General features: G+C 64.8%; 26 protein-coding genes, 3 tRNA genes and 1 pseudogene. 16 read left to right on the forward strand and 14 right to left on the reverse strand.

The window, feature by feature from the left end:
* Together CRT60_RS28015 and CRT60_RS28020 are read right to left on the reverse strand one after the other, a co-directional pair.
* Positions 1-327 (reverse strand): rhodanese-like domain-containing protein, encoded by a 327-nt coding sequence (locus tag CRT60_RS28015; protein ID WP_098739752.1) that lies wholly within the window; start codon positions 325-327, stop codon positions 1-3.
* Positions 328-429: 102 nt separating this feature from the next.
* On the reverse strand, positions 430-1086 hold the full coding sequence (locus CRT60_RS28020) for a protein-L-isoaspartate O-methyltransferase family protein (protein ID WP_098739753.1): 657 nt from the start codon (positions 1084-1086) through the stop codon (positions 430-432).
* Positions 1087-1391: 305 nt separating this feature from the next.
* Between CRT60_RS28020 and CRT60_RS28025 the strand changes: the two genes are divergently transcribed.
* The 3 genes from CRT60_RS28025 (at position 1392) to CRT60_RS28035 (ending at position 2288) form a co-directional block, all read left to right on the forward strand.
* Positions 1392-1465, forward strand: a tRNA-Cys gene (locus CRT60_RS28025).
* 231 nt (positions 1466-1696) lie between these two features.
* Positions 1697-1772, forward strand: a tRNA-Asn gene (locus CRT60_RS28030).
* Between the two features lie 264 nt (positions 1773-2036).
* The gene (locus CRT60_RS28035) at positions 2037-2288 is read left to right on the forward strand and encodes a hypothetical protein (protein ID WP_098739754.1); all 252 of its coding nucleotides are present in this window, start codon (positions 2037-2039) and stop codon (positions 2286-2288) included.
* 35 nt (positions 2289-2323) lie between these two features.
* Here CRT60_RS28035 and CRT60_RS28040 read toward each other — a convergent pair whose 3' ends face one another.
* Positions 2324-2566 carry a hypothetical protein gene (locus CRT60_RS28040; protein WP_098739755.1) on the reverse strand — a complete coding sequence of 81 codons (243 nt, stop codon included), beginning with the start codon at positions 2564-2566 and terminating at the stop codon, positions 2324-2326.
* Positions 2567-2635: 69 nt separating this feature from the next.
* On the reverse strand, positions 2636-2815 hold the full coding sequence (locus CRT60_RS28045; protein ID WP_098739756.1) for a hypothetical protein: 180 nt from the start codon (positions 2813-2815) through the stop codon (positions 2636-2638).
* Between the two features lie 226 nt (positions 2816-3041).
* Here CRT60_RS28045 and CRT60_RS28050 point away from each other — a divergent pair, with 226 nt between their 5' ends.
* The 8 genes from CRT60_RS28050 to CRT60_RS37260 all read left to right on the forward strand — a co-directional run bounded on the left by CRT60_RS28050 (position 3042) and on the right by CRT60_RS37260 (position 9014).
* Positions 3042-4070 carry a S1C family serine protease gene (locus tag CRT60_RS28050; RefSeq protein WP_098739757.1) on the forward strand — a complete coding sequence of 343 codons (1029 nt, stop codon included), beginning with the start codon at positions 3042-3044 and terminating at the stop codon, positions 4068-4070.
* A 98-nt stretch (positions 4071-4168) separates the two neighbouring features.
* Positions 4169-4780 (forward strand): NUDIX domain-containing protein, encoded by a 612-nt coding sequence (locus CRT60_RS28055; RefSeq protein ID WP_098739758.1) that lies wholly within the window; start codon positions 4169-4171, stop codon positions 4778-4780.
* Positions 4781-4933: 153 nt separating this feature from the next.
* A complete protein-coding gene (locus tag CRT60_RS28060; protein ID WP_098739759.1) occupies positions 4934-5935 on the forward strand; it encodes a cysteine synthase A in 1002 nt (333 codons plus the stop codon).
* Positions 5936-5952: 17 nt separating this feature from the next.
* Positions 5953-6660, forward strand: coding sequence for an alanyl-tRNA editing protein (locus tag CRT60_RS28065; RefSeq protein WP_098739760.1), 708 nt, complete (start codon positions 5953-5955; stop codon positions 6658-6660).
* A 53-nt stretch (positions 6661-6713) separates the two neighbouring features.
* Positions 6714-7601 carry a sulfurtransferase gene (locus CRT60_RS28070; protein ID WP_098739761.1) on the forward strand — a complete coding sequence of 296 codons (888 nt, stop codon included), beginning with the start codon at positions 6714-6716 and terminating at the stop codon, positions 7599-7601.
* Positions 7598-8032, forward strand: coding sequence for a GNAT family acetyltransferase (locus tag CRT60_RS28075; RefSeq protein WP_098739762.1), 435 nt, complete (start codon positions 7598-7600; stop codon positions 8030-8032). The genes CRT60_RS28070 and CRT60_RS28075 overlap by 4 nt, the downstream gene beginning before the upstream one ends.
* Positions 8008-8625 (forward strand): GNAT family N-acetyltransferase, encoded by a 618-nt coding sequence (locus CRT60_RS28080; RefSeq protein ID WP_098739763.1) that lies wholly within the window; start codon positions 8008-8010, stop codon positions 8623-8625. The genes CRT60_RS28075 and CRT60_RS28080 overlap by 25 nt, the downstream gene beginning before the upstream one ends.
* A 275-nt stretch (positions 8626-8900) precedes the next feature.
* Positions 8901-9014, forward strand: coding sequence for a DUF6460 domain-containing protein (locus tag CRT60_RS37260; protein WP_280177262.1), 114 nt, complete (start codon positions 8901-8903; stop codon positions 9012-9014).
* A gap of 321 nt (positions 9015-9335) precedes the next feature.
* On the opposite strand, the gene CRT60_RS28090 is transcribed toward CRT60_RS37260, so the two are convergent.
* The 5 genes from CRT60_RS28090 to CRT60_RS28110 all read right to left on the reverse strand — a co-directional run bounded on the left by CRT60_RS28090 (position 9336) and on the right by CRT60_RS28110 (position 14946).
* Positions 9336-10421 carry a pyridoxal phosphate-dependent aminotransferase gene (locus CRT60_RS28090; RefSeq protein ID WP_098739764.1) on the reverse strand — a complete coding sequence of 362 codons (1086 nt, stop codon included), beginning with the start codon at positions 10419-10421 and terminating at the stop codon, positions 9336-9338.
* 162 nt (positions 10422-10583) lie between these two features.
* Positions 10584-11369 (reverse strand): amino acid ABC transporter ATP-binding protein, encoded by a 786-nt coding sequence (locus tag CRT60_RS28095; RefSeq protein ID WP_098739765.1) that lies wholly within the window; start codon positions 11367-11369, stop codon positions 10584-10586.
* A 30-nt stretch (positions 11370-11399) separates the two neighbouring features.
* Positions 11400-12506, reverse strand: a complete 1107-nt coding sequence (locus tag CRT60_RS28100) for an amino acid ABC transporter permease (protein WP_098739766.1) — start codon at positions 12504-12506, stop codon at positions 11400-11402.
* Between the two features lie 5 nt (positions 12507-12511).
* A complete protein-coding gene (locus CRT60_RS28105; protein ID WP_098739767.1) occupies positions 12512-13711 on the reverse strand; it encodes an amino acid ABC transporter permease in 1200 nt (399 codons plus the stop codon).
* A gap of 215 nt (positions 13712-13926) precedes the next feature.
* Complete coding sequence (locus CRT60_RS28110; protein WP_098739768.1) at positions 13927-14946, reverse strand: amino acid ABC transporter substrate-binding protein; 1020 nt, start codon at positions 14944-14946, stop codon at positions 13927-13929.
* A 403-nt stretch (positions 14947-15349) separates the two neighbouring features.
* On the opposite strand from CRT60_RS28110, the gene metC reads away from it, so the two are divergent.
* From metC to CRT60_RS28130, 4 genes are all read left to right on the forward strand, one after another.
* Positions 15350-16528 (forward strand): cystathionine beta-lyase, encoded by a 1179-nt coding sequence (metC, locus tag CRT60_RS28115; protein WP_098739769.1) that lies wholly within the window; start codon positions 15350-15352, stop codon positions 16526-16528.
* 30 nt (positions 16529-16558) lie between these two features.
* Complete coding sequence (gene hisI, locus CRT60_RS28120; RefSeq protein ID WP_098739770.1) at positions 16559-16993, forward strand: phosphoribosyl-AMP cyclohydrolase; 435 nt, start codon at positions 16559-16561, stop codon at positions 16991-16993.
* Between the two features lie 573 nt (positions 16994-17566).
* Positions 17567-18250 carry a calcium-binding protein gene (locus CRT60_RS28125; protein ID WP_098739771.1) on the forward strand — a complete coding sequence of 228 codons (684 nt, stop codon included), beginning with the start codon at positions 17567-17569 and terminating at the stop codon, positions 18248-18250.
* A gap of 150 nt (positions 18251-18400) precedes the next feature.
* Positions 18401-18886 (forward strand): PRC-barrel domain-containing protein, encoded by a 486-nt coding sequence (locus CRT60_RS28130; RefSeq protein ID WP_098739772.1) that lies wholly within the window; start codon positions 18401-18403, stop codon positions 18884-18886.
* A 103-nt stretch (positions 18887-18989) separates the two neighbouring features.
* Here the strand turns inward: CRT60_RS28130 and CRT60_RS28135 are convergent, their stop codons facing one another.
* Both CRT60_RS28135 and CRT60_RS28140 read right to left on the reverse strand, forming a co-directional pair.
* On the reverse strand, positions 18990-20501 hold the full coding sequence (locus CRT60_RS28135) for a TRAP transporter large permease (RefSeq protein ID WP_098739773.1): 1512 nt from the start codon (positions 20499-20501) through the stop codon (positions 18990-18992).
* A gap of 17 nt (positions 20502-20518) precedes the next feature.
* Positions 20519-21058 (reverse strand): TRAP transporter small permease subunit, encoded by a 540-nt coding sequence (locus tag CRT60_RS28140; RefSeq protein ID WP_098739774.1) that lies wholly within the window; start codon positions 21056-21058, stop codon positions 20519-20521.
* 511 nt (positions 21059-21569) lie between these two features.
* Between CRT60_RS28140 and CRT60_RS37265 the strand changes: the two genes are divergently transcribed.
* On the forward strand, positions 21570-22907 hold the full coding sequence (locus CRT60_RS37265) for an MCP four helix bundle domain-containing protein (RefSeq protein ID WP_098739775.1): 1338 nt from the start codon (positions 21570-21572) through the stop codon (positions 22905-22907).
* A 142-nt stretch (positions 22908-23049) separates the two neighbouring features.
* On the opposite strand, the pseudogene CRT60_RS37830 reads toward CRT60_RS37265, so the two are convergent.
* The 3 genes and pseudogenes from CRT60_RS37830 to coaD all read right to left on the reverse strand — a co-directional run.
* Positions 23050-23775 (reverse strand): annotated as a pseudogene (locus CRT60_RS37830) (MCP four helix bundle domain-containing protein); the annotation flags it as partial.
* Positions 23776-23983: 208 nt separating this feature from the next.
* Positions 23984-24059, reverse strand: a tRNA-Lys gene (locus CRT60_RS28160).
* A gap of 141 nt (positions 24060-24200) precedes the next feature.
* Complete coding sequence (gene coaD / locus CRT60_RS28165) at positions 24201-24779, reverse strand: pantetheine-phosphate adenylyltransferase (protein ID WP_098739776.1); 579 nt, start codon at positions 24777-24779, stop codon at positions 24201-24203.
* Positions 24780-24786: the final 7 nt, after the last annotated feature.

Consider the following 24786-nt stretch of genomic DNA (forward strand, 5'->3'; position numbering starts at 1 on the left):
TCAGTAGACCTTCATGTTCGGGTCGATTCGGCGCGCCCAGGCATCGACACCGCCATCCAGGTTGATGGCGCGGTCGAAGCCCTTGGAACGCAGCCACATGGTGACCTGCGCGCTGCGGCCACCGTGGTGACACACGACGACGACATCGCGGTCCTTCGGCAGCTCCTCCACCCGACCGGGAAGCCCGTTCATCGGGATGTGCAGGCTGCCGTCGATGGCGCACAGCGCAAACTCCCACGGTTCGCGCACGTCGAGGACGACCGGTTCGTCGCCGGCCTTGCGGCGGCGGTCCAGTTCTTCCACCTCGATCTCAAACGGTGCGGCCATGGTTGCTCACTTTCGTGCAAGGGCGACGGCGACGGTAGCGCAGAACCGCGCAGAGGTAAACTGCACGGTTCAGTTCAAGACCAGTCCAACCGGCGAATCCGGTCAGAACACGAAGGAGGCCTTCTTTTCGAAGCCCGGCAGCGCGTGCGGCTGTGCCTCGAACAGGATGCGGCTCGACACCACGCCGGCGGTGCGCTGGAACAGCCGGACCTCGCCGACGCTGCCCTTGCCCTGGACGATGGCGAGCAGACGACCGCCTTCCGCCAGCTGGCCGGTCAGCGAAGCCGGCACCTCCGGAACGGTACCTTCGACGACGATCACATCGTAAGGGGCGTTTTGGGCGTACCCCTCCGCCAGCGGACCGGTTACGGTCTTGGCATTGGCGATCCCCTGCCCGGCCAGCGCCGCGGCCGCGGCCGCGGTCAGCTCTTCGTCGCAATCCAGACCGACGACCGACGAGGCGAGTCGCCCCAGCACCGCGGTGGAGTAACCGCCTGCGGCCCCGACGTCGAGCACGCGGTCGGTCTCCTGCACGGCGGCAGCCTGCAGCATCCGGGCGAAGACCATCGGCTCCAGCAGGAAGCGGCCCTTGCCGATAGGGAGATCGTCGTCGACATAAGCGACGCCGCGCGCCGACGAAGGAACGAAGGCTTCGCGCGGAAGCTCCGACAGGACATCGACGAGACGTTGATCCGTCACCTTGTTGGGGCGGATCTGTCCCTCGACCATGAAATAGCGTGCGGCGGCGAAATCGGTCATGGCGGTCGCTTATTGATGTGTTGTGACGACACCGGCACCAAGCCGAACAGCGAACGGCTTCCTGCCATGGCCGTATATAGCCGCAAAGGCTTGGCGAACACAACGTCACGAGCGATATGCGGGCGGGCTTTGCCGAAGGCCGGGAAAACGGCCGGCGAAGGCGTCGGCAAGGGGCGGTCATGCCGGTTCGATCGACGATGTTCAAAAATCGTCACCATTCGCCTTGACCGCACCGTTTCAGGCCGCTATACCACCGCTCCACACCGAGGGCGCACCGGAAACGGCGCGCTGGTGCCGGTCAGGATGGCGCGGTGGCAGAGTGGTGATGCAGCGGACTGCAAATCCGTGTACGTGGGTTCGATTCCCGCCCGTGCCTCCATACCTGACAGCAGTATAGATGATGGTCAACCAGACCGAACGCAGCCCCGCTTCCAGCGGGGCTTTTCGCGTTTTGGCCTTGTTTTCATTCGCAGAATGCCCCTCGCCCACCGCTTCGCCTGCCGTCAAAAGAAAATTCGTTTTTCTGTCGGAATTGGCTTGGCAGGTCCGAATGGTTCGGCTATACACCCGCCACGCCAACAACGGCGGCGGCCGAAAGGTCAGTCACCGATCCCGGTTAGCTCAGTTGGTAGAGCAGCGGACTGTTAATCCGCTTGTCGCTGGTTCGAGTCCAGCACCGGGAGCCAGATCGAAAAGGCCGGATGCCAAGCGCATCCGGCCTTTTTGTCTTTCTGCGCTCTTGCCGCTTGACTGTGGCGCTTAAGTAACCGAATTCGGTTTAAAGCAGTTGGGCTAGGACTGACGGTGGCCCGCCACGGCATGAACTAGTCCCAAAAGACGATCCTGCCTTGCCGGAAGCGAAGTGCCGTGCACGTCTGCACGGGGTTAGACTTGGAAAACAATCCGGGCCGAGCCTTGGGCCGGGCGTCTCCAGCCGATGGAGGACCGCCGTGCTTCTGCCATTCCAATCCGAACATTTCCGCACCGCCCCGCCGGTCGGCAGCACCGGCCACCGTTCGTCCGATTCCGATGAGCGTCCGGTCCGGACGGTTGACTGCGTCACGGCAATGCTGCTGTTCCTGGCGGCCGTGCTGGTCGCCCTGCTGGCTTTGAGCGCCGACTGGAGCGGACCTGTCGCCGACCGCAATCCGCAGGCCTACGAGAACACCCCGGTTCTGGTGATCCCGCCCAATCCGCGCTGAACGGTCGGGAGCAAGGCACCGGTCGGTAAGGCGCCCTACTCCACCAGATCGTCATAGATGCTGTCGTCGGACTCCGATGGGTCGCCGCCCGCCGCGGCAACCGTCACCCGCTTCCATTCCCCGCACCAGTCGGTGGACAGGGTGATCGGGAAGTCGCCTTCCGGGCTTCGCGGGGTCACCACCGGCGGATAGCGCCGGCAGGTTCCCTTCGGCCCGCGCTGGCGGAGCCCCTGCCCCTCCCAGAAGCGGCAGGTGTAGCAGGTGTCGAGTCGCTTCATTGCGGACCGCTCTCCTTCATGATGGCCGGCGTTATGTCGGTCGGCCAGGCGGACCCGCGTCCCCCTCCGTCAGCCGGTGGAGGGCGGCTTGGCAGGCCGCATCGTGTCCGCGCATCTGGCGTAGTACGACTTGATGTCCGCGTCCAGAACACTGCGGCGGCGTCCCTCCTCGGACCCCTCCGGTGCGTCGCTCAGGCGCTGGAACTCCTGGACGGCCTGTTCCAGCTCCTGTTCGCTTTCGATGGGCATGCTGTCTCCTTACCCTTGGAATTCGGAACCCGGAGAGGACAACACCGGGCGGCGGCCGTATGTTTCCATCACCTTTGTCGCGCTTATGGTCGACAACCGCGCGATCACGGCTTGATGAGCCGCGACTCGAACGCAATGTCATGCTTGTGTCACCCGAGTCGCGACGGACAGGGCCGCGCGGCGCCGGGGGTGCCCTTGGCCCTGCCTTGCGCGGGAGTGCGGCGTCATGCGGGTCGTCTCAACACCGGTTGTGCCGCGTCTGGCGGCGACCGTTCTCTTCCTGATCGGCCTGCAGTTGGCCGTCCCTGATGTCCTACCGGCCAATGCGGCGGAGTCCGCTCAACTCGACCCGGAGCGCGTCGTCCGTTCCGTCGTCGGCATCACCGCGACCGTGCCGGCCGACAGCCAGAGCGCCCGCACGCTGGGGACCGACCGCGAGGGCAGCGGGGTCGTCATCGACGGTTCCGGCCTGATCCTGACCATCGGCTATACGGTGATGGAGGCGTCGCAGATTCAGGTCATCGCCGCCGACGGACGCAGCTATCCCGCCAGCATGGTGGCCTACGACCCCGTCAGCGGCTTCGGGCTGCTGCGGGCGGAGATGGGGTTTTCAGCTCCCTGGCTGCGGCTGGCCGGTCCAGGCGCCGCGAAGGAGGGCGAGACCCTGCTGGCGCTCAGCGGCGGCGGCAATCGCGGAGCCACCGCCGTGAAGGTGGTCGGCAAGCGGGAGTTCGCCGGCTATTGGGAATATCTGCTGGACGAGGCGCTGTTCACCTTCCCGCCGATCCGCGCCTTCAACGGCGCCGCCCTGGTCAACCGCGAGGGCCGGCTGGTCGGCATCGGATCGCTGCTGGTGGCGGAGGCGGTGGAGGGGCGCAGCCTGCCCGGCAACATGTTCGTCCCCGTTTCGGCGCTTGAGCCGATTCTGGCCGACCTTCTGGCTTACGGGCGACGGCAGGAACCCGCCCGTCCCTGGCTGGGCGTCACCTTGCGCGAAGAGATGGGGCGGCTACTGGTGGAAAAGGTGTCGCCACGCAGCCCAGCCGAGTCGGCGGGCCTGCGCCCCGGCGATTGGATCGTCGGTGTCGGCGGCCAGCGCTTCAATGGACTGGCGGATTTCTACCGCAAGCTCTGGGGGCTGGGACCGGCCGGCATCGTCGTTCCGCTGGAGGTGATGCGCGGCTCCACCCTGACCCCGGTTCCGGTGACCTCGGCCGACCGCGTACGGTTCCTCAGGCTGAACCCAACGCTGTGATGCCTGCCCCGATGGCCGGTTGCCTTCCCGGGCGCTTGTGGACGGCGCGCCAGCATAGCACCTTGTGGGAAACAGCCATCCATGGACCCGCCCCGATCATGAATCATCCCGACATCGAGATTCTCGAAAAGAAGACCCCCTACAAGGGCTTTCTGACCATCGACGTCTACCGCCTGCGCCACAAGAAGTTCGACGGCACCTGGACCGACGTGCTGCCCCCCCGCGAGGTGTGCGACCGCGGGGCCGCGGTGGGTGTCCTGCTCTACGATCCCGACCTCGACACCGTTGTGATGATCGAGCAGTTCCGCGTCGGCTCCGCTGCGGCCGGCGGCCCGGCCTGGATGACCGAGATCGTCGCCGGCATGGTCGGCGAAGGCGAGAGCGCGGAAGAGGTTGCGCGCCGCGAATCGATGGAGGAGGCCGGCTGCGCCATCCAGGAGATCGAGCAGATCTGCGATTATTACGTCAGCCCGGGCGCCTTCACCGAGGTCGTCACCGTCTTCTGCGGCCGGGTCGACAGCCGCAACCTCGCCGCGACCGGCGGCTTGGAGGAGGAACATGAGGACATCCGCATCATGGCCCTGCCCGCCGACGAGGCGATCGGCATGATGGACGAGAACCGCCTGCGCAACTCCGTCGCCATCATCGCCATCGGCTGGCTGGCCCGCCACCGCGAGTCTCTGCGCAAGCGCTGGCTGGGTCAGGGGTAAGGCGCGGGGAGTTCCCGGTTCCCAAGGTTCCGTCGTATATTTCACGCGTCATTCTCGTTCAATGCAGCATTCCACACACCCCGCCTTGAAACCGTGACCCTGCGCGCTGATAGTATCGGCAGCAATCCACACCTGACTTTGGGAGTACCCGCCTTGGACATCCGCAACGGCTTCATCGGCGCCATCGGCAACACGCCGCTGATTCGCCTGGAAGGGCCATCGAAGGCGACGGGCTGCGAGATCCTGGGCAAGGCGGAGTTCCTGAACCCCGGCGGGTCGGTGAAGGACCGCGCCGCTCTCGCCATCGTCCGCGACGCGGAAGAGCGCAGGCTGCTGCGCCCCGGCGGCACCATCGTCGAGGGTACGGCGGGGAACACCGGCATCGGGCTGGCGCTGGTCGGCAATGCGCTCGGCTATCGCACCGTCATCGTGATGCCCGAGACGCAGAGCCAGGAGAAAAAGGACATGCTGCGCCTGATCGGCGCCGACCTGCGGCTGGTCCCGGCAGTCCCCTATTCCAACCCCGACAATTACGTCCGCTATTCCGGCCGTCTGGCCGAGGAATTGGCGAAGACCGAGCCGAACGGCGTCGTCTGGGCCAACCAGTTCGACAACACCGCCAACCGCGAAGGTCACCGCACCACCACCGGGCCGGAAATCTGGGACCAGACCGGCGGCAAGCTCGACGCCTTCACCTGTGCGGTGGGCAGCGGCGGCACGCTGGCCGGCATCGCGCTGGCACTGAAGGAGCGGAACCCGAACATCCGCATCACGCTGGCCGACCCGATGGGCGCCGCCCTGTTCAGCTACTACACCAGCGGCGAGCTGAAGTCGGAAGGCAGTTCGATCACCGAAGGCATCGGCCAGGGCCGCATCACCGCCAACCTGGAATATGCGCCGATCGACGACGCCGTGCAGATTCCCGATGAAGAGGCGCTGCCGATCGTCTTCGACCTGATCAAGACCCAGGGTCTGGTGCTGGGCGGCTCGTCGGGCATCAACATCGCCGCCGCCATGCGGGTGGCGCGCGACCTCGGCCCCGGCCACACGGTGGTGACCATCCTGTGCGACGGGGGGCAGCGTTACCAATCGAAGCTCTTCAATCCTGACTTCCTCCGTGAGAAGAATCTTCCTGTGCCAGACTGGCTGGCCTGACTCTCTCCGAGGGGGATATGGACGCGCTTTTCCGTGAGGACGCCTACGCCCGCAACTGCGTCGCCACCGTCACGACGGTGGACGAGCGTGGCATCCGGCTCGACCGCTCCGTCTTCTATCCGACCGGCGGCGGCCAGCCGGGCGATACCGGCGTCCTGCGCTTCGACGGCTTCGAAGTCCGTATAAAGGACACGGTGAAGGGCGACGGCGGCCCCGACGACGTCATCCATGTGCCGGAAGACGGGCAGGAGCTGCCCAGCCCAGGCACCGCGGTGGAGGCGGAGATCGATTGGGACCGCCGCCACCGCCACATGCGCATGCACACCGCTCTGCATCTGCTGTGTGCGGTGGTGCCGGGCTCGGTGACCGGCGGGCAGATCGGTGCGGACAAGAGCCGGCTGGACTTCAACGTCCCCGCCGAATCGCTGGACAAGGACGCCATCACCGAGGCGGTGAACCGGCTGATCACCGCCGACACTCCCATCGGCACCCGCTGGATCACCGACGATGAGATGGCGACTCAGCCGGAACTGGTGCGCACCATGTCGGTGAAGCCGCCGACCGGCAGCGGCCGGGTGCGTCTGCTGGATGTGGAAGGGGTCGATTTGCAGCCCTGCGGCGGCACCCATGTCGCCCGCACCGGCGAGATCGGCGGCATCGAGGTGACCAAGATCGAAAACAAGGGCAAGCAGAACCGGCGCGTCGTCATCGCGCTGAAGGATTGAGCCCATTTCGCCGATCCGTTGCCCGACAGCCCCCAATTCAAAGGACGCGCAGCATGAGCGACAGCATTGTTGAAGCGCTGACCGGCCCCGTCGTTTCCACCGACTGGCTGGCCCGCAATCTCGGCCGGACGGGGCTGAAAATCCTCGACGGGTCCTGGCACATGCCGGCCCTGAAGCGCGACATCCGGGCGGAGTTCGCGGCGTCCCGCATCCCCGGCGCGCGCCTCTGCGACGTCGACGAGGTGGCGGCGCCGAACACCGCCCCCCTGCCCCACATGGTCCCGGACGAAGAAGCCTTCGCTGCGAAGATCGGCGCGCTGGGCATCGGCGACGGCGACACCGTCGTCGTCTATGACAGCGCCGGCATGGCGACCGCGGCGGCGCGTGTGTGGTGGCTGTTCCGCCTGTTCGGTTTCGACCGGGTAGCGGTTCTGGACGGCGGCCTGCCGAAATGGCTGGCGGAAGGCCGCCCGACCGAATCGGGCGACGCCGCCCCGGTCCAGCCGGCGGTCTTCACGGCACGCAAGCGGCCGGACCTGATCCGCAGCGCCGATCAGCTGCTCGCGAACATCGACGCACAGGACGATCAGGTCACCGACGCGCGCGCCCAGCCGCGATTCGAAGGTGCGGTGGCCGAACCCTGGCCCGGCCGGCGCAGCGGCCGCATTCCCGGCAGCTTCAACCTGCCCCACACCGACCTGATCGACGCCGACAGCAAAACCCTGCTGCCGCCGGACATCATCGTTCAGAAGGCGCGCGCGGCGGGGCTGGACCTTGGTCGTCCGGTGGTCGCCTCCTGCGGCAGCGGCATCACCGCCTGCGTCATCGCGCTGGGCCTCGCCACCGCCGGCAAGCCGGACGTGGCGATCTATGACGGCTCCTGGGCCGAATGGGGCCTGCGGGAGGAGCTGCCGCTGGAAACAGGGCCGCGGCAGCCGTGAGCGACTCCCTCACTGTCAGGTCCTGCGCAGCGGAGGATTGCAACGCCGTCGTCGCGCTGTGGACGGCCTGCGGGCTCGTGGTGCCATGGAACGACCCGGCAGCCGATTTCGCGCTGGCACTGTCGAAGAGCAGCTCGACGGTGCTGGCCGCCATCGAGGACGGGCGCATCGTCGCCACCGCCATGGTCGGGCAGGACGGGCATCGCGGCTGGATCTATTACGTTGCCGTCGATCCGGCCTTGCAAGGCCGGGGACTCGGCCGCCGGATGGTGGCGGAGGCGGAGGGTTGGCTGGCTGCGGCCGGCATGCCCAAGGTCCAGTTGCTCGTCCGCGAGACCAACCAACGGGTGCTGGCCTTCTATGAGAGGTTGGGCTATGCCAGATCGCCCGTTACGATGATGCAGAAATGGCTGACCAACCCTTCTCCCTGACCCGCCCCGCCGTGCCTGCCGCCAGCCGGCCGGGCCATCTGCCGGTGATCGTCACCTATCTGGAGATGACGGCGCCGCCGGCCCATGCGCCGGTGCGCCAGCCGGCCGGCAACCTCACGCTGGTGCGGTCCAATCCGCCGAGCTGGTCCTTTTACCGCTATCTCTACGACTCGGTGGGCGAGCCCTGGCTGTGGCACGAACGCCGCCGCATGCCGCGCAAGGAGCTGGAGCGCTCGATCCTCGACCCGCGGGTGGAGGTGTGGGTGCTGTATGTCGACGGCACGCCCGCCGGTTACGGCGAGTTGGACCGGCGGACGCAGGAAACCGACCTCGCCTATTTCGGCCTGATCCCCGACTTCATCGGCCACAAGCTGGGCCCCTGGCTGCTCGACACCATCATCCGCAAGGCGTGGGACGGCGGTGCGTCGAAGCTGGTCGTCAACACCTGCACCTTCGACCATCCGAAGGCCCTGCCGCTCTACCAGAGCATGGGCTTCGTCCCCACCCGTCATGTCGCCCGCGAGGTTCGCGACCCGCGGCTGGACGGTGTGCTGCCGCGCAGCTCGGGCGATCATATTCCGCTGGCGGGGTGAGGCTGGGAAAGCCGGCCCACCTCCCCCCTTGACCACCCCGACCACTGCGCCCCATCTACCGCGGAACGCCGGAACCCTGTTGCGGACCGGCGCGTTCCTTCAGACAGGCGGAAGCTCCGCCATGACGAGCGTGAGGTGGGGCCTTGATGGGTTGGATCATTCGGACGCTGGTGTTGTGCTTCGTCGTCGGCTTCGTGCTGTCGTTCCTGCGCATCGATCCTGCCAGCATCCTGACGAACAGCTGGCAGACGGTGTAGGACATTGCAGAACTGGTCATCGAAGCCGGGAGCTGGGCCCTGCCCTACATCCTGATCGGTGCGGTCGTGGTGGTGCCGCTGTCGCTGATCGGGCTGGTCATGCGCTGGAACCGCTCGCGTCCGCCCTCCTGAGATCCGGACAAAAAAACAGGAGGCACCGGAACCGGAGCCTCCTGTGAAACAGGGAGGGTTAGAGACAGTCATAGGTCTACGCCCGATCACCCCTTCCTGCGTTGATTCATGTCAACGGACCGACACTTTCCCCAACCTTTGCTGAAACTTCCGGCCGGAAAAGAAAAAGCCGGAGCCATCCATGCGGATGCTCCGGCTCAGTGATACAGGGAGGTTTAGAGACGAGACGGACCTTATGCCGAAACGCATAGGTCGTTCGTTGATCTGAATCAAAAGCGCTCAAATTTCCGGCAAGCTGCTCCCATTGTCCCACCGCTGCTCTCAGCCGAGAATCTCCGCCAGCGCCACCACCAGCGCCTTGTTCTCCTCCTCGCGGCCGACCGTAATGCGCAGGCAGTCGGACAGGCCATATTCGGTCACCGCCTTCACCAGGATGCCCCGGTGGGCGAGATGGTCGATGACTGCCTGGGTGCCCAGGGACGGATCAGTCGGCACGCGCGCCAGAACGAAGTTGCAGACGCTGGGATAGACGCGCAAGCCCACCCGTTCCAGTTCGCGCGACAGCCAGGGCAGCCATTGCGCATTGTGGGCGAAGGTCGCCTCCTCATGCCCGGCATCACTCAGCGCGGCCGCGGCGGTCAGTTGGGCGGGCAGCGAGACGTTGAAGGTGCCGCGGATGGCGTTCACCGCCTCGATCACCGTGGCCGGACCATAGCCCCAGCCGACCCGCAGGCCCGCAAGCCCATGCATCTTGGAGAAGGTGCGGATCAACATGACGTTGTCGCAATTCTCGACGATCTCCGTACCGTCGCTGTAATCCGGCAGGCGGCAGTAATCGGCATAGGCCGAATCCAGGACCAGCAGCGTGTGCGGCGGCAGCCCGGCGCGCAGCCGCTGCACCGCGTCGGCCGGGATGTAGGTGCCGGTCGGGTTGTTGGGGTTGGCGAGGAAGCAGATTCTGGTGCGCTCGCTGGCGCGGTCGATCAACGCCTCAACATCCACCACCATGTCGCGTTCCGCCGCGATGACCGCGGTGGCGCCCGCGGCGCGGATCGCCTTGAGGAAGCCGCGATAGCCACGTTCGTGGCACAGCACCTCGTCGCCGGGCCCGGCGAAGGCCTGGGCGACCAGATGGATCAGCTCCTCCGATCCCGCGGTGCAGACGACGTGATCGACGTCGATGGAATGGCGGCGTGCGATGGCGTGGCGCAGCGGCTCCTGGTCCCAGTCGGGATAGCAGTGGATGCGGGTCGCCGCCTCGCAATAGGCGTCCAGCGCCAGCGGGCTTGGGCCGAGCGGATTGTGGGTCAGCGAGAGGTCGATCCACCGGCGGCCGTCGCGTGGGGGGCGAGCGGGACGGTACGGCTTGATCTGGCCAACGCTGGGACGGGGGCTGAGCAGGTCCATAACCTCGGTCTCCGGTAGCGGATCGGTCGAACAGCACGTCAGGCGACCGATTGAACCGCAAACCGGTGCGCGACGCTACAGGACATTGCGCCGCGCACCCTAAGTCGAGGTGTTTTGTTTCCGGATGGCAGGCCGAACGGAACCGCCGGCCTGCCGACCGTCTCAGTGGTTTAGAATTTGGCTGAGGAAGAGGCGCGTGCGGTCCGACTTCGGATTGGAGAAGAACGCGTCCGGCGTGTCCTGCTCGACGATCTCGCCGCGATCCATGAAGATCACGCGGTCGGCGACCGACTTGGCGAAGCCCATCTCGTGCGTGACGCACAGCATGGTCATGCCGTCCTCGGCCAGGCCGATCATGACGTCCAGCACCTCCTTGACCATTTCGGGGTCGAGCGCGGAGGTCGGCTCGTCGAACAGCATCACCTTCGGGCTCATGCACAGCGACCGCGCGATGGCAACGCGCTGCTGCTGGCCGCCGGACAGCTGGCCGGGATACTTCTTGGCCTGCTCGGCGATGCGCACCCGCTTCAGGTAGCTCATCGCCCGCTCTTCCGCTTCCGCCTTCGGCATCTTGCGGACCCAGATGGGCGCCAGCGTGCAGTTCTCCAGCACGGTCAGGTGCGGGAACAGGTTGAAGTGCTGGAACACCATGCCGACTTCGCGGCGGACCAGCTCGATGTTCTTGAGGTTGTTGGTCAGCTCGATCCCGTCGATGACGATCGTGCCCTTCTGATGCTCCTCAAGCCGGTTCAGGCAGCGGATCATCGTCGATTTGCCCGACCCGGACGGGCCGCAGACGACGATGCGCTCGCCCTTCTGGACGCTGAGGTTGATGTTTTTCAGGACGTGGAACTCGCCGTACCACTTGTTGACGCCCGTGCAGCGGATGATTTCCTCGCCGCTGAGGGCGTGCTTCGGCTTGGCTGCCTGGGACATGGCCTGGGACATGGGTTCTCGTGTCTCCCTTGACGGCAAGGATCAGCGACGGTGACCGCGATTGAGATCGCGTTCGAGCTTCTGGCTGTACTTCGACATGCTGAAGCAGAAGATCCAGTAGATCACGCCGATGAACAGATAGGCCTCGCGGTAGAAACCGCGCCAGGACGGATCGGACAGCGCGGCCTTCGCCGTGCCGAGCAGATCGTACAAGCCGATGATGATGACCAGCGAGGTGTCCTTGAAGAAGCTGATGAAGGTGTTCACCAGCGGCGGGATGGCGACGGCCAGCGCCTGCGGCAGGATGATCTTGCGCATCTTCTGCCAATAGCCAAGCCCCAGCCCGTCCGCTGCCTCATACTGCCCCTTCGGGATCGCCTGCAGGCCGCCGCGGATCGCTTCCGCCATATAGGCGGCGGCGAACATGATGAAGGCGATCTGCGCACGCAGCAGCTTGTCGATTGACACGCCGTTCGGCAGGAACAGCGGCAGCATCACCGACGCCATGAACAGCAGGCTGATCAGCGGCACGCCGCGGATCAGCTCAATGTAGGTGACGCACAGCACCTTGACCGCCGGCATGTTCGACCGGCGGCCCAGCGCCAGCAGGATCGACACCGGGAAGGCCACGGCCAGACCGATCACCGACAGGATAATGGTCAGCGGCAGGCCGCCCCACAGCGTGTTCTCGACATAGGTCAGGCCGAAGACGCCGCCCCACATCAGAACCGCCACCAGCGCCAGACCGGCGGCCCAGACCAGCCCGAACCACGGCTTCCAGAAGCGGCGGTCGCAGCTGGCGACCAGCAAGGCGATGAAGACGGCGATGGTCACCAGCGGCCGCCACTGCTGTTCCCACGGGAACATGCCGAACATGATGAAGCGCAGCTTCTCGCTGATGAAGCCCCAGCAGGCGCCGCCGGCATCCTGCCGGCAGACGGTGGAGGTCGCGTCGAAGCCGTGGGCGCGGAACAGCAGCCAGTTCATGAAGGGCGGGATCGCCGACGCCAGCAGCCCCAAGACCAGAATGGTCAGGATGGCGTTGTACCAACTGTTGAACAGGTTATTGCGCAGCCACGCAATCGGGCCGACGGTGTTGGCCGGCGGACGTTCGTCCGGCAGGCCGACGCTTTGCACGTTGTCGGTCATGGCCGTTACCGCTCCACCAGCGCAATGCGCTTGTTGTACCAGTTCATGAAGATCGAGATGCTGAGGCTGATGACCAGATAGGTGCCCATGATCATCGTCACGCCTTCGATCGCCTGACCGGTCTGGTTCAGCGTCGTGTTGGCGATGGACACCAGATCGGGATAGCCGATGGCCAGCGCCAGCGAGCTGTTCTTCGTCAGGTTCAGATACTGGCTGGTCAGCGGCGGCACGATCACCCGCAGCGCCTGGGGCAGGATCACCAGACGCAGCGTCGGGCTGCCCGGCAGGCCTAGGGCACGGGCCGCCTCTGTCTGGCCCCAGTTGACCGCCTTGATGCCGCTGCGCACCACCTCGGCGATGAAGGCCGCGGTGTAGAGCGTCAGGCCGGTCAGGATGGCGAAGAATTCCGGGGAGATGGAGGCGCCGCCGGTGAAGTTGAAGCCGGCCAGCTTCGGCACGTCCATCGCGAGCGGCGCGCCGCCGGCGAGCCAAGTCAGGACCGGCAGGCCGACGATCAGGCCGAGGCCGGCCCAGCCCGCCGGGAACGGCTGCCCGGTGCGCGCCTGCCGTGCCCTGGCCCAGCGCGACACGCCCCAGGCGGCGGCGATGCCGACCAGCAGGGCGATGCCCATGTTGGCCCAGACTGGATCGGGGGCGGGCACCGGCACGCGCAGGCCGCGCTGCGACAGGAAGACGCCCGGGATCGGGTTCAGCGCCTGGCGCACCGGCGGCAGGCCGTCGGACACCAGCGCGTACCAGAAGAACAGCTGAAGCAGCGGCGGGATGTTGCGGATGATCTCGACATAGGTCGAGGCCAGCTTGGCGATCAGCCAGTTGCTGGACAGGCGGGCGACACCGATGATCGTGCCGATGATCGTCGCCAGGATGACGCCGATGACCGACACCTTCAGCGTGTTCAGCACGCCGACCAGGAAGGCCCGGCCATAGGTGTCCTTCGGCGAATAGTCGATCAGCGACTCGCCGATGCCGAAGGCCGCTTCACGCTCCAGGAAATGGTACCCGGTCGCGATCGAGCGCCGCGCGAGGTTGTCGAGCGTGTTTGAAATGAGGAACCAGCCGACCAGGACGACCGCGCCGACCACCAGGATCTGGTAGACGATGGCGCGGAACGTCGGGTCGCTGAGGGAAAACGATATGCCACCCGGCGGCGGAGCGCCTTGGGTGGTCCGGGTCTCGGTCGCCACGGACTACTCTCCCCCAACCATCGCGCCCCACACGGTGCCCACGCGGTCCCGGACGTTCTTCCGGGCATTTCCCACACCGTAGGGGATGCGACATGTCTCCCAAATGCGGCCCCCTGCGCAGGCGCTTCGCTGGCGCCCTTCGCGACCGCTCCCAAAAGAACCGGAAGGCCGCCCCCGGCAACGGGCTGCGGGCGGCCTTCAGACGGTGACGTGCCTTACCGGAACGGCTGCGCGTACATCAGGCCGCCCTTGGTCCACAGCGCGTTCAGGCCGCGCTCCAGCTTCAGCGGGGTGCCCGGGCCGACGTTGCGGTCGAAGATCTCGGCATAGTTGCCGACCTTCTTCACGACGTTGTAGGCCCACTTCTCGTCCAGGCCCAGGGCCTTGCCCATGCCCGGCGAGGTGCCGAGGAAGCGCTGGACGTCCGGGTTCTTCGAGTTGGTGAACTCGTCGACATTCTTGGAGGTGATGCCGAACTCCTCCGCCTGGATGGTGGCGAAGACGGTCCACTTCACGATGTCGAACCACTGGTCGTCGCCATGGCGCACGGCCGGGGCCAGCGGCTCCTTGGAGATGACTTCCGGCAGGATGACGTGATCGTCCGGAACCGGGGCGACACCGGCGCGGGTGCCGGCCAGACCGGACACGTCGGTCGTCAGCACGTCGCAGCGGCCGGCGAAGTAGGCGGCGTTCACCTCGTCGTTCGACTCGATGACGACCGGGTTGTAGGTCATGTTGTTGGCGCGGAAATAGTCCGCGAGGTTCAGTTCGGTCGTGGTGCCGGACTGGACGCAGACGGTGGCGCCGTTCAGCTCCTTGGCGCTCTTCACGCCCAGCTTCTTCGGAACCATGAAGCCCTGGCCGTCGTAATAGGTGACGGGGGCGAAGTTCAGGCCGACCGAGGTGTCACGGGTCAGCGTGGCGGTGGTGTTGCGCGACAGCAGATCGACTTCGCCCGACTGGATGGCGGGGAAGCGCTGCTGGGCGGACAGCGGGGTGAACTTGACCTTGTTGGCATCGCCGAAGATGGCGACGGCGACGGCACGGCAGTAATCGACGTCCAGGCCGGTCCAGTTGCCGGCGCTGTCGGGGTTGCCGAAGCCCGGAAGGCCGGCGTTCACGCCGCACTGCACGAAGCCGCGCTGCTTGACGGTGTCCAGCGTGGCAGCACCGGCGACGGCGCTGGCGGAAACGACCACGGCCGCTGCGGCGGCGGCCAGGAACCCTGACTTCATATTATGAACTCCACCCTGTTCTTGCGTTCTTCGCTTTGAGCGGTCTGATGACGCGCTTGGTCACGCCGGCTCCATAATCCAACCGGAACGACCCTGCCGGACCGATCCGCCTGACAACCCGGCGCACCGATCCCCAGTGGACCCGTCCTGTGAGGATCGCGACGCAGCCATGCGCGTGGGACAAGAGTGTATCAACTTGATCCGGCTTGTCGAATCCTCTGTGCATTGGTGGTGTTACCAGAACATCCCGTCCGCTGACGGCCGTTGCGCGCAATCCGCGATGGCGGCGGGGCGTCCGGGGTGACACAATGTTCGGCCGCGCCCGCACCGCCTGCCCTGGGGTTCTCCCGGCTACGGCGGACTCGGACGGGCCGGATTGCCGCTCCAGCCAAACGGACAGTCGATGAAGGACGTCACCAAGGACACGATTCTCGTGCATGCCGGCCGCGACCCGCGGAACAACCACGGCATCGTCAACCCGCCGGTCTATCATTGCTCGACCGTGCTGTTCCCGTCCTTGGACGCGCTGGAGGAAAGCGACCGGAACATGCTGACCAGCGTGAACTACGGTCGCATGGGCACGCCCACCACCTTCGCCTTCGAAGAGGCGGCGGCTGAACTGGAAGGCGGCTACAAGGCGGTGAACACCGGCTCCGGCCTCGCCGCCATCGCCATAGCGCTGTCGGCCTTCACCAAGGCCGGCGACCATGTGCTGATCACCGACAGCGCCTATGGCCCCACCCGCCGCTTCGCCAAGGAGACGCTGATACCCTATGGCGTGGAGGTGGAATTCTACGATCCTTGCATCGGCGCCGGCATTTCCGCCCTGCTGCGGCCCAACACCAGCGTGGTCTTCCTCGAATCGCCGGGCTCGCTGACCTTCGAGGTGCAGGACGTTCCGGCCATCGCCGCCGCCGCCAAGACGGTCGGCGCCACGGTGATGATCGACAACACCTGGGCGACCCCGCTGTTCTTCCGCCCCTTCGACCATGGCGTCGATCTGTCGATCCATGCCGCGACGAAGTACATGGTCGGCCATGCCGATGCGATGCTGGGCGTCGTCACCTGCCGCGACGAGGAAAGCTGGACGGCCGTCAAGAAGACCGCCACCCGTTTCGGCGTCTGCGGCGGGCCGGACGATCTCTATCTCGGCCTGCGCGGCCTGCGCACCCTGTCGGTGCGCATGCGCCAGCACCAGGAGAGTGCGCTGGCGCTCGCCGACTGGCTGGCGGCCCGGCCGGAGGTGACGCGGGTGCTGCATCCCGCCCGCCCTGACTTCCCCGGTCATGAGCTGTGGAAGCGCGATTTCACCGGCTCCAGCGGCCTGTTCTCGGTGATCGTCAATCAGGTGCCGCGCAAGGCGCTGGCGGCGATGCTGGACGGGATGGAACTGTTCGGCATGGGTTACAGCTGGGGCGGCTTCGAGAGCCTGATCCTGCCGACGCGGCCGGCGGCGGTGCGCTCCGCCACCCGCTGGACCGATCCGGGTCAGGTTCTGCGCTTGCACGCCGGGCTTGAGAGCCCCGACGACCTGATCCGCGATCTTGAGGCCGGCTTCCGGCGGATGGCCGCCGCCCTTTGAGTGCGGCGGACAGTTGAGGAGTGATTTGCCATGACGGAAACACCGTCGACCGAGCCCGGTCCCTTTGAAGAGGTGCTGGCCGCTATCCGCTTCACCGCCGATGGGCTGGTGCCCGCCATCGCCCAGGCCGAGGGCAGCAGCGAAATCCTGATGATGGCCTGGATGAACCGCGATGCGGTGGTCGAGACCCTGTCAACCGGCCGCGTCTGCTACTGGTCCCGGTCGCGCGGCGGGCTGTGGCGCAAGGGCGAGACCTCCGGACAGGTGCAGCGGCTGAAGGATTTCCGGGTGGATTGCGACGGCGACACCCTGCTGCTGATCGTCGAGCAGGACGGCGTCGCCTGTCACACCGGCCGGCGCAGCTGCTTCTATCGTGCCTGGCGCGACGGAAAGCTGGAGACGATCCAGGCGGTCGAAACCGATCCGTCCATCCTCTATGGCGGCCAGTCGCACAGCCACGGCTGAGAGACCCGATTCGGGAGGGGCTGGGAAGGGAGCCGATTCGCCACGCGGGTCCATTTGTTGATCCACATCAAAGCGGCCCTCCTGCCGAAGGGTATACACACCTTCTTGTCTCTAACCCTCCCTGTATATGACTGCACCGGGCGCTCCTTTGGACGCCCGGTTATTTTTTGCCTCGACGGCTCCATCCGAAACTTCGGACAGCGTCCGGCGCGTTTGCGCCACGGATCCTCTTTCGGACGATCCGCTCCGACAGCCCGTTTGGCCGGTGGCCTACCGCCTCGCCGGCTTGCGCATCGCCTTGGTCAGCCGAGCCTGTGCCGTTCCGCAGCTCAAAACCTGCCCATATGGGAGAGAAAGTCTTTATTCAGTCACAGAAAGATCCTATTTTCGGCCACAAAAACAACGAATAAAGAAACAGTTCATTTCTTTAATTCGATCAAGTTTCAATTATCTGTGTCATCTCATCCGACCCCCTTTGTATTGCCCCTTTATCGCTTTTCGACCGCCCGGGGGCCATGGTTAACATCTGATTAATCGTTAACAGCACGTTAACGGCACTGATGGAGAGACGCCATGCGCCAGTTTTGGGGGACTTCGAACAACGACACCATGACCGGCACCGCCTTTGATGACCGTCTCGACGGCCTGGATGGCGACGACCGTATCAACGGCGCCGGCGGAAACGACCAGCTGTATGGCGAACGGGGAAATGACTCGCTGATCGGCGGTCTGGGCAACGACCAGTTGCATGGCGGCGACGGCAACGACTGGCTCGGCGACCCCTATGGCGGCAACGAGGCCGGCAACGATTCGATGTGGGGCGATGCCGGCAACGACCAACTGTTCGGCGGCGACGGCAACGACTGGCTGGACGGCGGCACCGGCGACGACATCCTGAAGGGGATGCGCGGTGACGACACCATGATCGGCGGAGCCGGCAACGACACGCTGTATGACAGCTATCGCGACGGCGGTGCCGACCTGTTCCGGCCGGGCACCGGCGACGACACGATGGTCAGCTACACCGACGGACAGGTCGATCGCTTCCTGATGGAGCAGGCGACCGGCGGCTTCGGTCACGACACGATCAATTATTTCGAGCGGGGGATCGACCAGATCGAGTTCCATGGCTACACCGCGGGCCAGATGTCGCTGACCTCCAGCGGCTTCCAGTCGACCTTTACCTTCGCCGACGGCTCGTCGCTGACCGTCGATCAGGTCGGACTGACCGCCGGCCACGATTTCATCTTCACCTGAACTGTCCGGCTCCCCTGTCCGGCCCCCCTATCCGGAAGGAGGTCTCCCGTGGGCGATGGGGTCACCCCGTCGGCGCGGGGGACCTCCGGCCACGCTCGTGCTGTTGTAGGGGCGGACACTTCCGCGCCGTCAGCAAAAAGGCCAAGAACGATGGACCACCGCCGCCTTTCCCTGCGCACGCTCCTCCCCGCCCTGCCGGCCCTGGCTCTCCTGCCGGTTCTGGCGTTGGGTGCCTGCGCCAGTTCCGACATGGGCGGCGTCCCGTCGGCGGAGGTCGCGACCCAGCCTCCGGTGGAACTGGTCGGGCTGACCGTGCAGACACCGGACGGCCGCCGCATCCTCGGCAACGTCACCGACCTGGTGATCGGGCCGACCAACCGGGTGGAGCAGGCGATCATCACCGTCGGCGCCCCCCGTTTCCCGAACGAGCACAAGGTGACGGTCGCCAGCGACAATCTGCGCTATGCCCGCAACCGTCAGGCGGTGATCCTCACCGGCATGACGGCGGAACAGTTCGCCGCACTGCCGCCCACCGCCGGAAGCGACCGCATGGTGTCGCTCGGCAACAATGGGGTGGTTCTGCCTGCCGGTGCCGCACCGACCAACTGGGCCGGGGCAACGACCCCGACGCGCTGACCCTTTCCCAAACGGAAACGCACCAATAAGAAAGGGGGCCGGATGAACCGGCCCCCCCTTTTGCTGCCCAGATTTTACTGTCTGGCCTTTGCGACGCTTTCCATCACTTGCCCTGAAGCTGCTTCATGATGTCGTCCGCCGGGCTCTGCTCCGACTGGCCCGGAGCGCCGAAGGGCGGAGCCACATCCTGATTGTCGAAGGCCGGAATCTCGATCTTCACGTCGTTCAGGTTGATCACCGGTCCCTTGTCGCGGCCGGCATCGACCAGTTGCGGGAAGCCGATGACGAGACCGACCATGATGATCTGGATGATCACGAAGGGCACCGCACCCCAGTAGATCTGGCCGGTGGTGATCTTCCCGATCTTCCTGCCGGTGACCTTGTCGATGTAGTCCATCTTCGGCGCCACCGACCGAAGGAAGAACAGCGCGAAGCCGAAGGGCGGGTGCATGAAGCTGGTCTGCATGTTGACGCCCAGCAGGACACCGAACCAGATCAGGTCGATGCCCAGCTTGTCCGCCACAGGTCCCAGCAGGGGAACGATGATGAAGGCCAGCTCGAAGAAATCGAGGAAGAAGGCCAGGACGAAGACCAGGATGTTGCAGACGATCAGGAAGCCCAGCTCACCGCCCGGCAGGCCGATCAGCAGATGTTCCACCCAGAGGTCGCCGTTGACGGCGCGGAACACCAGGCCGAACACGGTCGAGCCGATCAGGATAAACACCACGAAGGACGACAGCTTGGCGGTCGAATCCATCGCCTGGCGCATCAGGTTCCAGCTGAGCTGGCGCTTGGCGAGCGCCAGCAGGATGGCGCCGGCGGCACCCATGGCGCCGCCCTCCGTCGGGGTGGCGATGCCGATGAAGATGGTGCCCAGCACCAGGAAGATCAGCACCAGCGGCGGAACCAGCGAGGTGATGACCCGAAGCAGAAGCTGGGCCCCGCGCAGCGTGCGGGCTTCCGGCGGCAGGGCCGGAACCATCTCCGGCTTGATGATGCTGGTGAGCAGGATATAGCCGGTATAGAGGCCGGTCAGCACCAGACCGGGGATCAAGGCGCCGGCATACATGTCGCCGACCGACCGGCCGAGCTGGTCGGCCAGCACGATCAGCACCAGCGACGGCGGGATGATCTGGGCCAGCGTGCCCGATGCCGCGATGACGCCCGACGCGACCCGGCGGTCATAGCCGTAGCGCAGCATGATCGGCAGCGAGATCAGGCCCATGGAGATGACCGAGGCCGCGACCACGCCGGTCGTCGCCGCCAGCAGCGCGCCGACGAAGATCACCGCATAGGCCAGACCGCCGCGGATCGGACCGAACAGCTGCCCGATGGTGTCGAGCAGATCCTCGGCCATGCCGGACCGCTCCAGAATCAGGCCCATGAAGGTGAAGAAGGGAATCGCCAGCAGCGTGTCGTTGCGCATGATGCCGAACACACGTTCCGGCAGCGCCTGCATCAGCGCCGGAGTCAGCAGCCCCAGCTCGATGCCGATCAGGCCGAACACCAGACCGTTGGCCGCCAGGGCGAAGGCGACCGGAAATCCCATCAACAGGAAAAGCACCAGGGCGCCGAACATCACCGGCGCCATATTGGCGGATATGAACTCTACCATCTGGGGGCTCCCGGTCCTTACGAATGGCTGTGCATCTTCTCGCCCGGCTCGTCACGATGGCCGGTGAGAAAGGCGATGCGCTTGATCAGTTCCGACACACCCTGTGCGGTGAGCAGGAAGAAGCCGACCGGGACCAGAAGCTTCGCGGGCCAGCGGATCAGACCGCCGGCGTCGCTCGACATTTCGTTGGTCAGGAAACTGTCCATGAACATGGGCCAGGACAGCACCATGATGAGGATCGTCATCGGGAACATGAAGACCAGGATGCCGAAGATGTCGACCCAAGCCTGGAATCGCCTCGAGAAACGGCCCAGCACGATGTCGATGCGGATATGTTCATTGCGCAGGAAAGTATAGCCGGCGCAGAGCAGGAACACCGCCGAGAACAAATACCATTGGAGTTCCAGCCAAGCGTTGGAACTGGTGTTCAATCCATAGCGGATGACCGCATTGGCCGAGCTGACGATGACGGCGACCAGCACGAGCCAGTAGGCGAGCTTGCCGATGCCTTCGTTCATGGCATCGATCAGCCCGCTCAGTCTGAGCAGACCTCTCAAAGGAGAAACCTCCCTGTTGCGGGGGCGCGGCCTTCGCCGTCCCCTTTTGCTTTTGTTGCAGCCGCATAGACACGGCAGTTCGCAACCCTCTCTCGTTCGGAGGGTATACCAAAAGATAGGATTTGAAGGGACTATTCCTTTCCCGCCTCCCAGCGGCAAGGGCTACGTTGGAGCTACGTAGAATCCCGTAGATCCCTGTCTTCCATGTTGAGTCCGGACCGGGTCCAAGGCACGGAAACCGCAGGCATTTTGCAAAATGCAATCCGCATATTGCCAAATCGCGACAATCGGAGGCGCGGCCTGTGATCGAGGAAAAGCAGATAGAGTATTGGATTCAAACAATATTTGATCTGCAGGAATCGCCAAGCCCTATGGCGCGCCTTTTGCTCAATTTGCGGGGAAGGAGAGCGCACATGCCTCACTTCCGTAAGGGTTGAGGGAGCAGTCTAACCAGCACCCTTACTCAGATGAAATACAGGTCGAGAGAAACCTCAGATCAGGAGCACCAGCCATGGCATGGATTTCGAACCTTTCAGTCAAGTCACGGACGCTTCTTTCGATCCTAACCCTTCTGCTATGCACGGCTGGCCTCGGCGTCTTTTCTTTGACCAAGCTCTCGACGATCAACGATGAAGCTGCTGATGTGCGCGATAACTGGCTGCCATCGGTCTCGGCAATTTCCAGACTTTACACCACCTTCGACTATTATCGCACATTGGAAGGCGCCCATCTGATCGCATCCACCGATGACGATATTAAGAGCGAGGACAAAGCACTTCTGGAAAGCGCCGACAGGATCGAACAACGGCGGATGGATTACCAAAAGCTTTTGACACCGGGCTGGGAAACCGAGACCTACCAGAAATTCGTGAAGAGCTATCAAGCCTACATGAAGATCAGCCAGGAGCAGCTTCTGCCGCTGTCGCGCAAGAACGATAATGATGGCGCCGGTGCCATATATCGTGGTTCGTCGCGGGATGAGTTCCGAACCTCCAAGGATCTTCTCCAGTCTCTGATGGACTTCAACGCCACCGAAGGCAAACGTGCGGCTGACCGCGGTGAACAGGTCTACCAAACCAGCAAGCTGTGGGTCACCGCTATCCTGGTGCTGGTCGTCGCCATCTGCGTGGGCGCGGCCTGGATGATCGTCCGCACGGTGATCCGGCCGATTCAGGCGATCACGTGGATGATGGGGCGCCTTGCCGACCGCGACATGACGGTTTCCATCGACGGGACCGACCGTGGCGACGAACTGGGCGCCATGGCCCGTGCGGTGCAAGTGTTCAAGGACAACATGATCGAGGCCGACCGCCTCGCCGCCGTCGAAGCTGCCGAGCAGCAGGCCAAGCTGCGCCGCGCCCAAGCCGTCGAGCGCTTGCTCACCGGCTTCGAGAATTCGTCGACGGCCGCCCTGCGCACCGTGGCAGCGGCCGCATCGGAGTTGGACGCCACCGCGCACAGCATGTCGGCAATGGCGCAGCAGACCAGCACCCAGGCGACCGTCGTGGCGTCGGCCGCCGAACAGACCAGCGCCAACGTCCAGACCGTCGCCACCGCCACCGAGGAAATGGCCAGTTCGATCCGCGAGATCGGCACCCAGATCGCCCGCTCCGCGCGGAGCGGGCGATCTGGGTGCCGATCTCGCGGATCGAACTGGCCATTTCCTCGGTGGCGGTGGCGACGGTCTGGACATTCGCGCTGGTCTGCTCGGCCGCCGACGCCACGACGGTGGCCTGGGTGCTGGTCTGCTGTGCCATCGCCGACATGCTGTGCGCGGTGGCGTCCAACTCCGATGCGGCCGCTGCCACGGTGCGCAGGGCAGCCGTCGACGAATTCTCGAATCCGGTGAGCAATCGCTCGACGGCTTGGGCGCGGCGCAGCTTGGCCTGCTGCTCGGCGGCTTCGACGGCGGCGAGGCGGTCGGCCTCGATCATGTTGTCCTTGAAGACCTGAACGGCGCGGGCCATGGCGCCCAGTTCGTCCTGCCGTGCCGTCCCGGGGATCTCGGTGCTCATCTCCCGGTTCGCCAAGCGGCCCATGGTGCCGGTCAGCGCGTGGAGCGGCTTCACGACCGCGTTCAGGATCAGCAGAGCGGCGCCGACACCAGCCATCGCTGCTACCAGTATTGCAAAGACGATCCAGTTACGGGAGGTGCTATAGATTTTGGCGCCGTTGTCCGCCGCCTTAACCCCCTCGACCCTGTTGAAGTTCACCAGCTCTTCCAGAATTGCCACGGCAGTGCGGAATTCCTTTCGCGACTCGCCGACGAACAGTCCGGAGGTCGCCGCCGTGTCGTTCGTGCGTGCGAGAGGGCGGAGCCTGTCCCGGCTTATGGCAAAATACCGATTGAGCGAATCGACGAGATTTCGATAGGTCTCGGTTTCCCATCCCGGCGTCAGCAAGCCTTCATACACGGCACGCTTTTGCTCGATGGTGCGGATGGTCTTTTCCAGGCTTTCTTCTTCCTTGCGGATTTGGGCCTCGTCCTGCACCGCGATCAACGCACCTTCGCCGGTCCGGTAGGAATAGAAGGTCGAATAGAGGTCGGAGACGGCGACGACCGAAGGCAGCCAGTTATCGCGAATATCAGCCGCTTCGTCATTCACAGATGACATGCGGTTGATCCCGAACAGGCCAAGCAGCGCGGTACAGATCAACAGCACCGTGAATGCTGCAACCACTTTCGCTCGGACAGACGCATTCATCAACCGGTCCATGGGCAACCCCCTTTATCTCCGACTGTTTTGAGTCTTAATAGGATCATAGGGAGATTAAATTGGGGCTTGCCCTTATCGCTTTCCTTTCATGGATTACGAAGGAAAACTACGAGAAGGGGAGCGAACTTCGCTTAAGCGCGGTTCAAAGCGCCACATTCATGTGGCCTGCAGCAATTCGCTGTTTTTGCTGGATAGGGACTTGGAAGGATGGTGATCCGGGTGGGATTCGAACCCACGGCCACATGATTAAAAGTCACGTGCTCTACCGACTGAGCTACCGGATCATCCAGCGCGGCGGTGGGAAACTGGCCCCCGCCGGAAGTGGGCGCACCATAGAAAGACGCGCCGCAAAGGTCAACCATGGGCTTGATGGCGGATGCAGGATTTTGCATCGAGCCCGCCGATCAAACCCATGGCTTCGAAGGTCAGGTCTGGCTGGTCGTCGGAACGGTGCCGTTGCCGGCCTCCAGCGCGAAGCGTTCGGCCAGCCGCTCGGCGACACGGGCCGAGACGAAATGGCGGATGTCGCCGCCCAGGCGCCCGATCTCCTTGACGAAGCGCGAGGAGATGAACTGGTGCTTCTCCGACGACATCAGGAAGATCGTCTCGACCTTCGGGTTCAGCCGGGCGTTCATGCCCGCCATCTGGAATTCATATTCGAAGTCCGAGACGGCGCGCAGGCCGCGGATGATGACGCGGGCGTTCATCTCAATGGCGAAATGCATCAGCAGATTGTCGAACGCCCGCACCTCGATGCTGGCCCCGCCGGCGTTCAGCCCGGCCACATCCTCGCGAACCATGGCGACCCGCTCGTCCGTGGAGTAGAGCGGCCCTTTGCCGGCATTCCTGGCGACGCCGATGATCAGGTGGTCGACCTGTCGGGCGGCGCGCTGAATGATGTCCATGTGACCGTTGGTGATCGGATCGAAGGTGCCTGGATAGACACCGATTCGATGCCCCTTGCTGATCTCGGCCTTGCTGGTCTCGGTCTGGCTGGTCGCCATGGGTTCC

The sequence above is a fragment of the Azospirillum palustre genome, from assembly GCF_002573965.1.
In the GTDB taxonomy this organism is placed as follows: Bacteria; Pseudomonadota; Alphaproteobacteria; order Azospirillales; family Azospirillaceae; genus Azospirillum; species Azospirillum palustre.

Bases quoted from the DNA above. Each gene is read 5' to 3' on its own strand.
- CRT60_RS37265 (WP_098739775.1), top strand. From the start codon at position 21,570: ATGGCATGGATTTCGAACCTTTCAGTCAAGTCACGGACGCTTCTTTCG.
- CRT60_RS28020 (WP_098739753.1), bottom strand. From the start codon at position 1,086: ATGACCGATTTCGCCGCCGCACGCTATTTCATGGTCGAGGGACAGATC.
- CRT60_RS28045 (WP_098739756.1), bottom strand. From the start codon at position 2,815: ATGCCCATCGAAAGCGAACAGGAGCTGGAACAGGCCGTCCAGGAGTTC.
- CRT60_RS28135 (WP_098739773.1), bottom strand. From the start codon at position 20,501: ATGGTAGAGTTCATATCCGCCAATATGGCGCCGGTGATGTTCGGCGCC.
- CRT60_RS28055 (WP_098739758.1), top strand. From the start codon at position 4,169: ATGAATCATCCCGACATCGAGATTCTCGAAAAGAAGACCCCCTACAAG.
- hisI (WP_098739770.1), top strand. From the start codon at position 16,559: ATGACGGAAACACCGTCGACCGAGCCCGGTCCCTTTGAAGAGGTGCTG.
- coaD (WP_098739776.1), bottom strand. From the start codon at position 24,779: ATGGCGACCAGCCAGACCGAGACCAGCAAGGCCGAGATCAGCAAGGGG.
- CRT60_RS28065 (WP_098739760.1), top strand. From the start codon at position 5,953: ATGGACGCGCTTTTCCGTGAGGACGCCTACGCCCGCAACTGCGTCGCC.
- CRT60_RS28095 (WP_098739765.1), bottom strand. From the start codon at position 11,369: ATGTCCCAGGCCATGTCCCAGGCAGCCAAGCCGAAGCACGCCCTCAGC.
- CRT60_RS28080 (WP_098739763.1), top strand. From the start codon at position 8,008: ATGGCTGACCAACCCTTCTCCCTGACCCGCCCCGCCGTGCCTGCCGCC.
- CRT60_RS28070 (WP_098739761.1), top strand. From the start codon at position 6,714: ATGAGCGACAGCATTGTTGAAGCGCTGACCGGCCCCGTCGTTTCCACC.
- CRT60_RS28100 (WP_098739766.1), bottom strand. From the start codon at position 12,506: ATGACCGACAACGTGCAAAGCGTCGGCCTGCCGGACGAACGTCCGCCG.
- CRT60_RS28050 (WP_098739757.1), top strand. From the start codon at position 3,042: ATGCGGGTCGTCTCAACACCGGTTGTGCCGCGTCTGGCGGCGACCGTT.
- CRT60_RS28125 (WP_098739771.1), top strand. From the start codon at position 17,567: ATGCGCCAGTTTTGGGGGACTTCGAACAACGACACCATGACCGGCACC.
- CRT60_RS28130 (WP_098739772.1), top strand. From the start codon at position 18,401: ATGGACCACCGCCGCCTTTCCCTGCGCACGCTCCTCCCCGCCCTGCCG.
- CRT60_RS28090 (WP_098739764.1), bottom strand. From the start codon at position 10,421: ATGGACCTGCTCAGCCCCCGTCCCAGCGTTGGCCAGATCAAGCCGTAC.
- CRT60_RS28040 (WP_098739755.1), bottom strand. From the start codon at position 2,566: ATGAAGCGACTCGACACCTGCTACACCTGCCGCTTCTGGGAGGGGCAG.
- CRT60_RS28110 (WP_098739768.1), bottom strand. From the start codon at position 14,946: ATGAAGTCAGGGTTCCTGGCCGCCGCCGCAGCGGCCGTGGTCGTTTCC.
- metC (WP_098739769.1), top strand. From the start codon at position 15,350: ATGAAGGACGTCACCAAGGACACGATTCTCGTGCATGCCGGCCGCGAC.
- CRT60_RS28015 (WP_098739752.1), bottom strand. From the start codon at position 327: ATGGCCGCACCGTTTGAGATCGAGGTGGAAGAACTGGACCGCCGCCGC.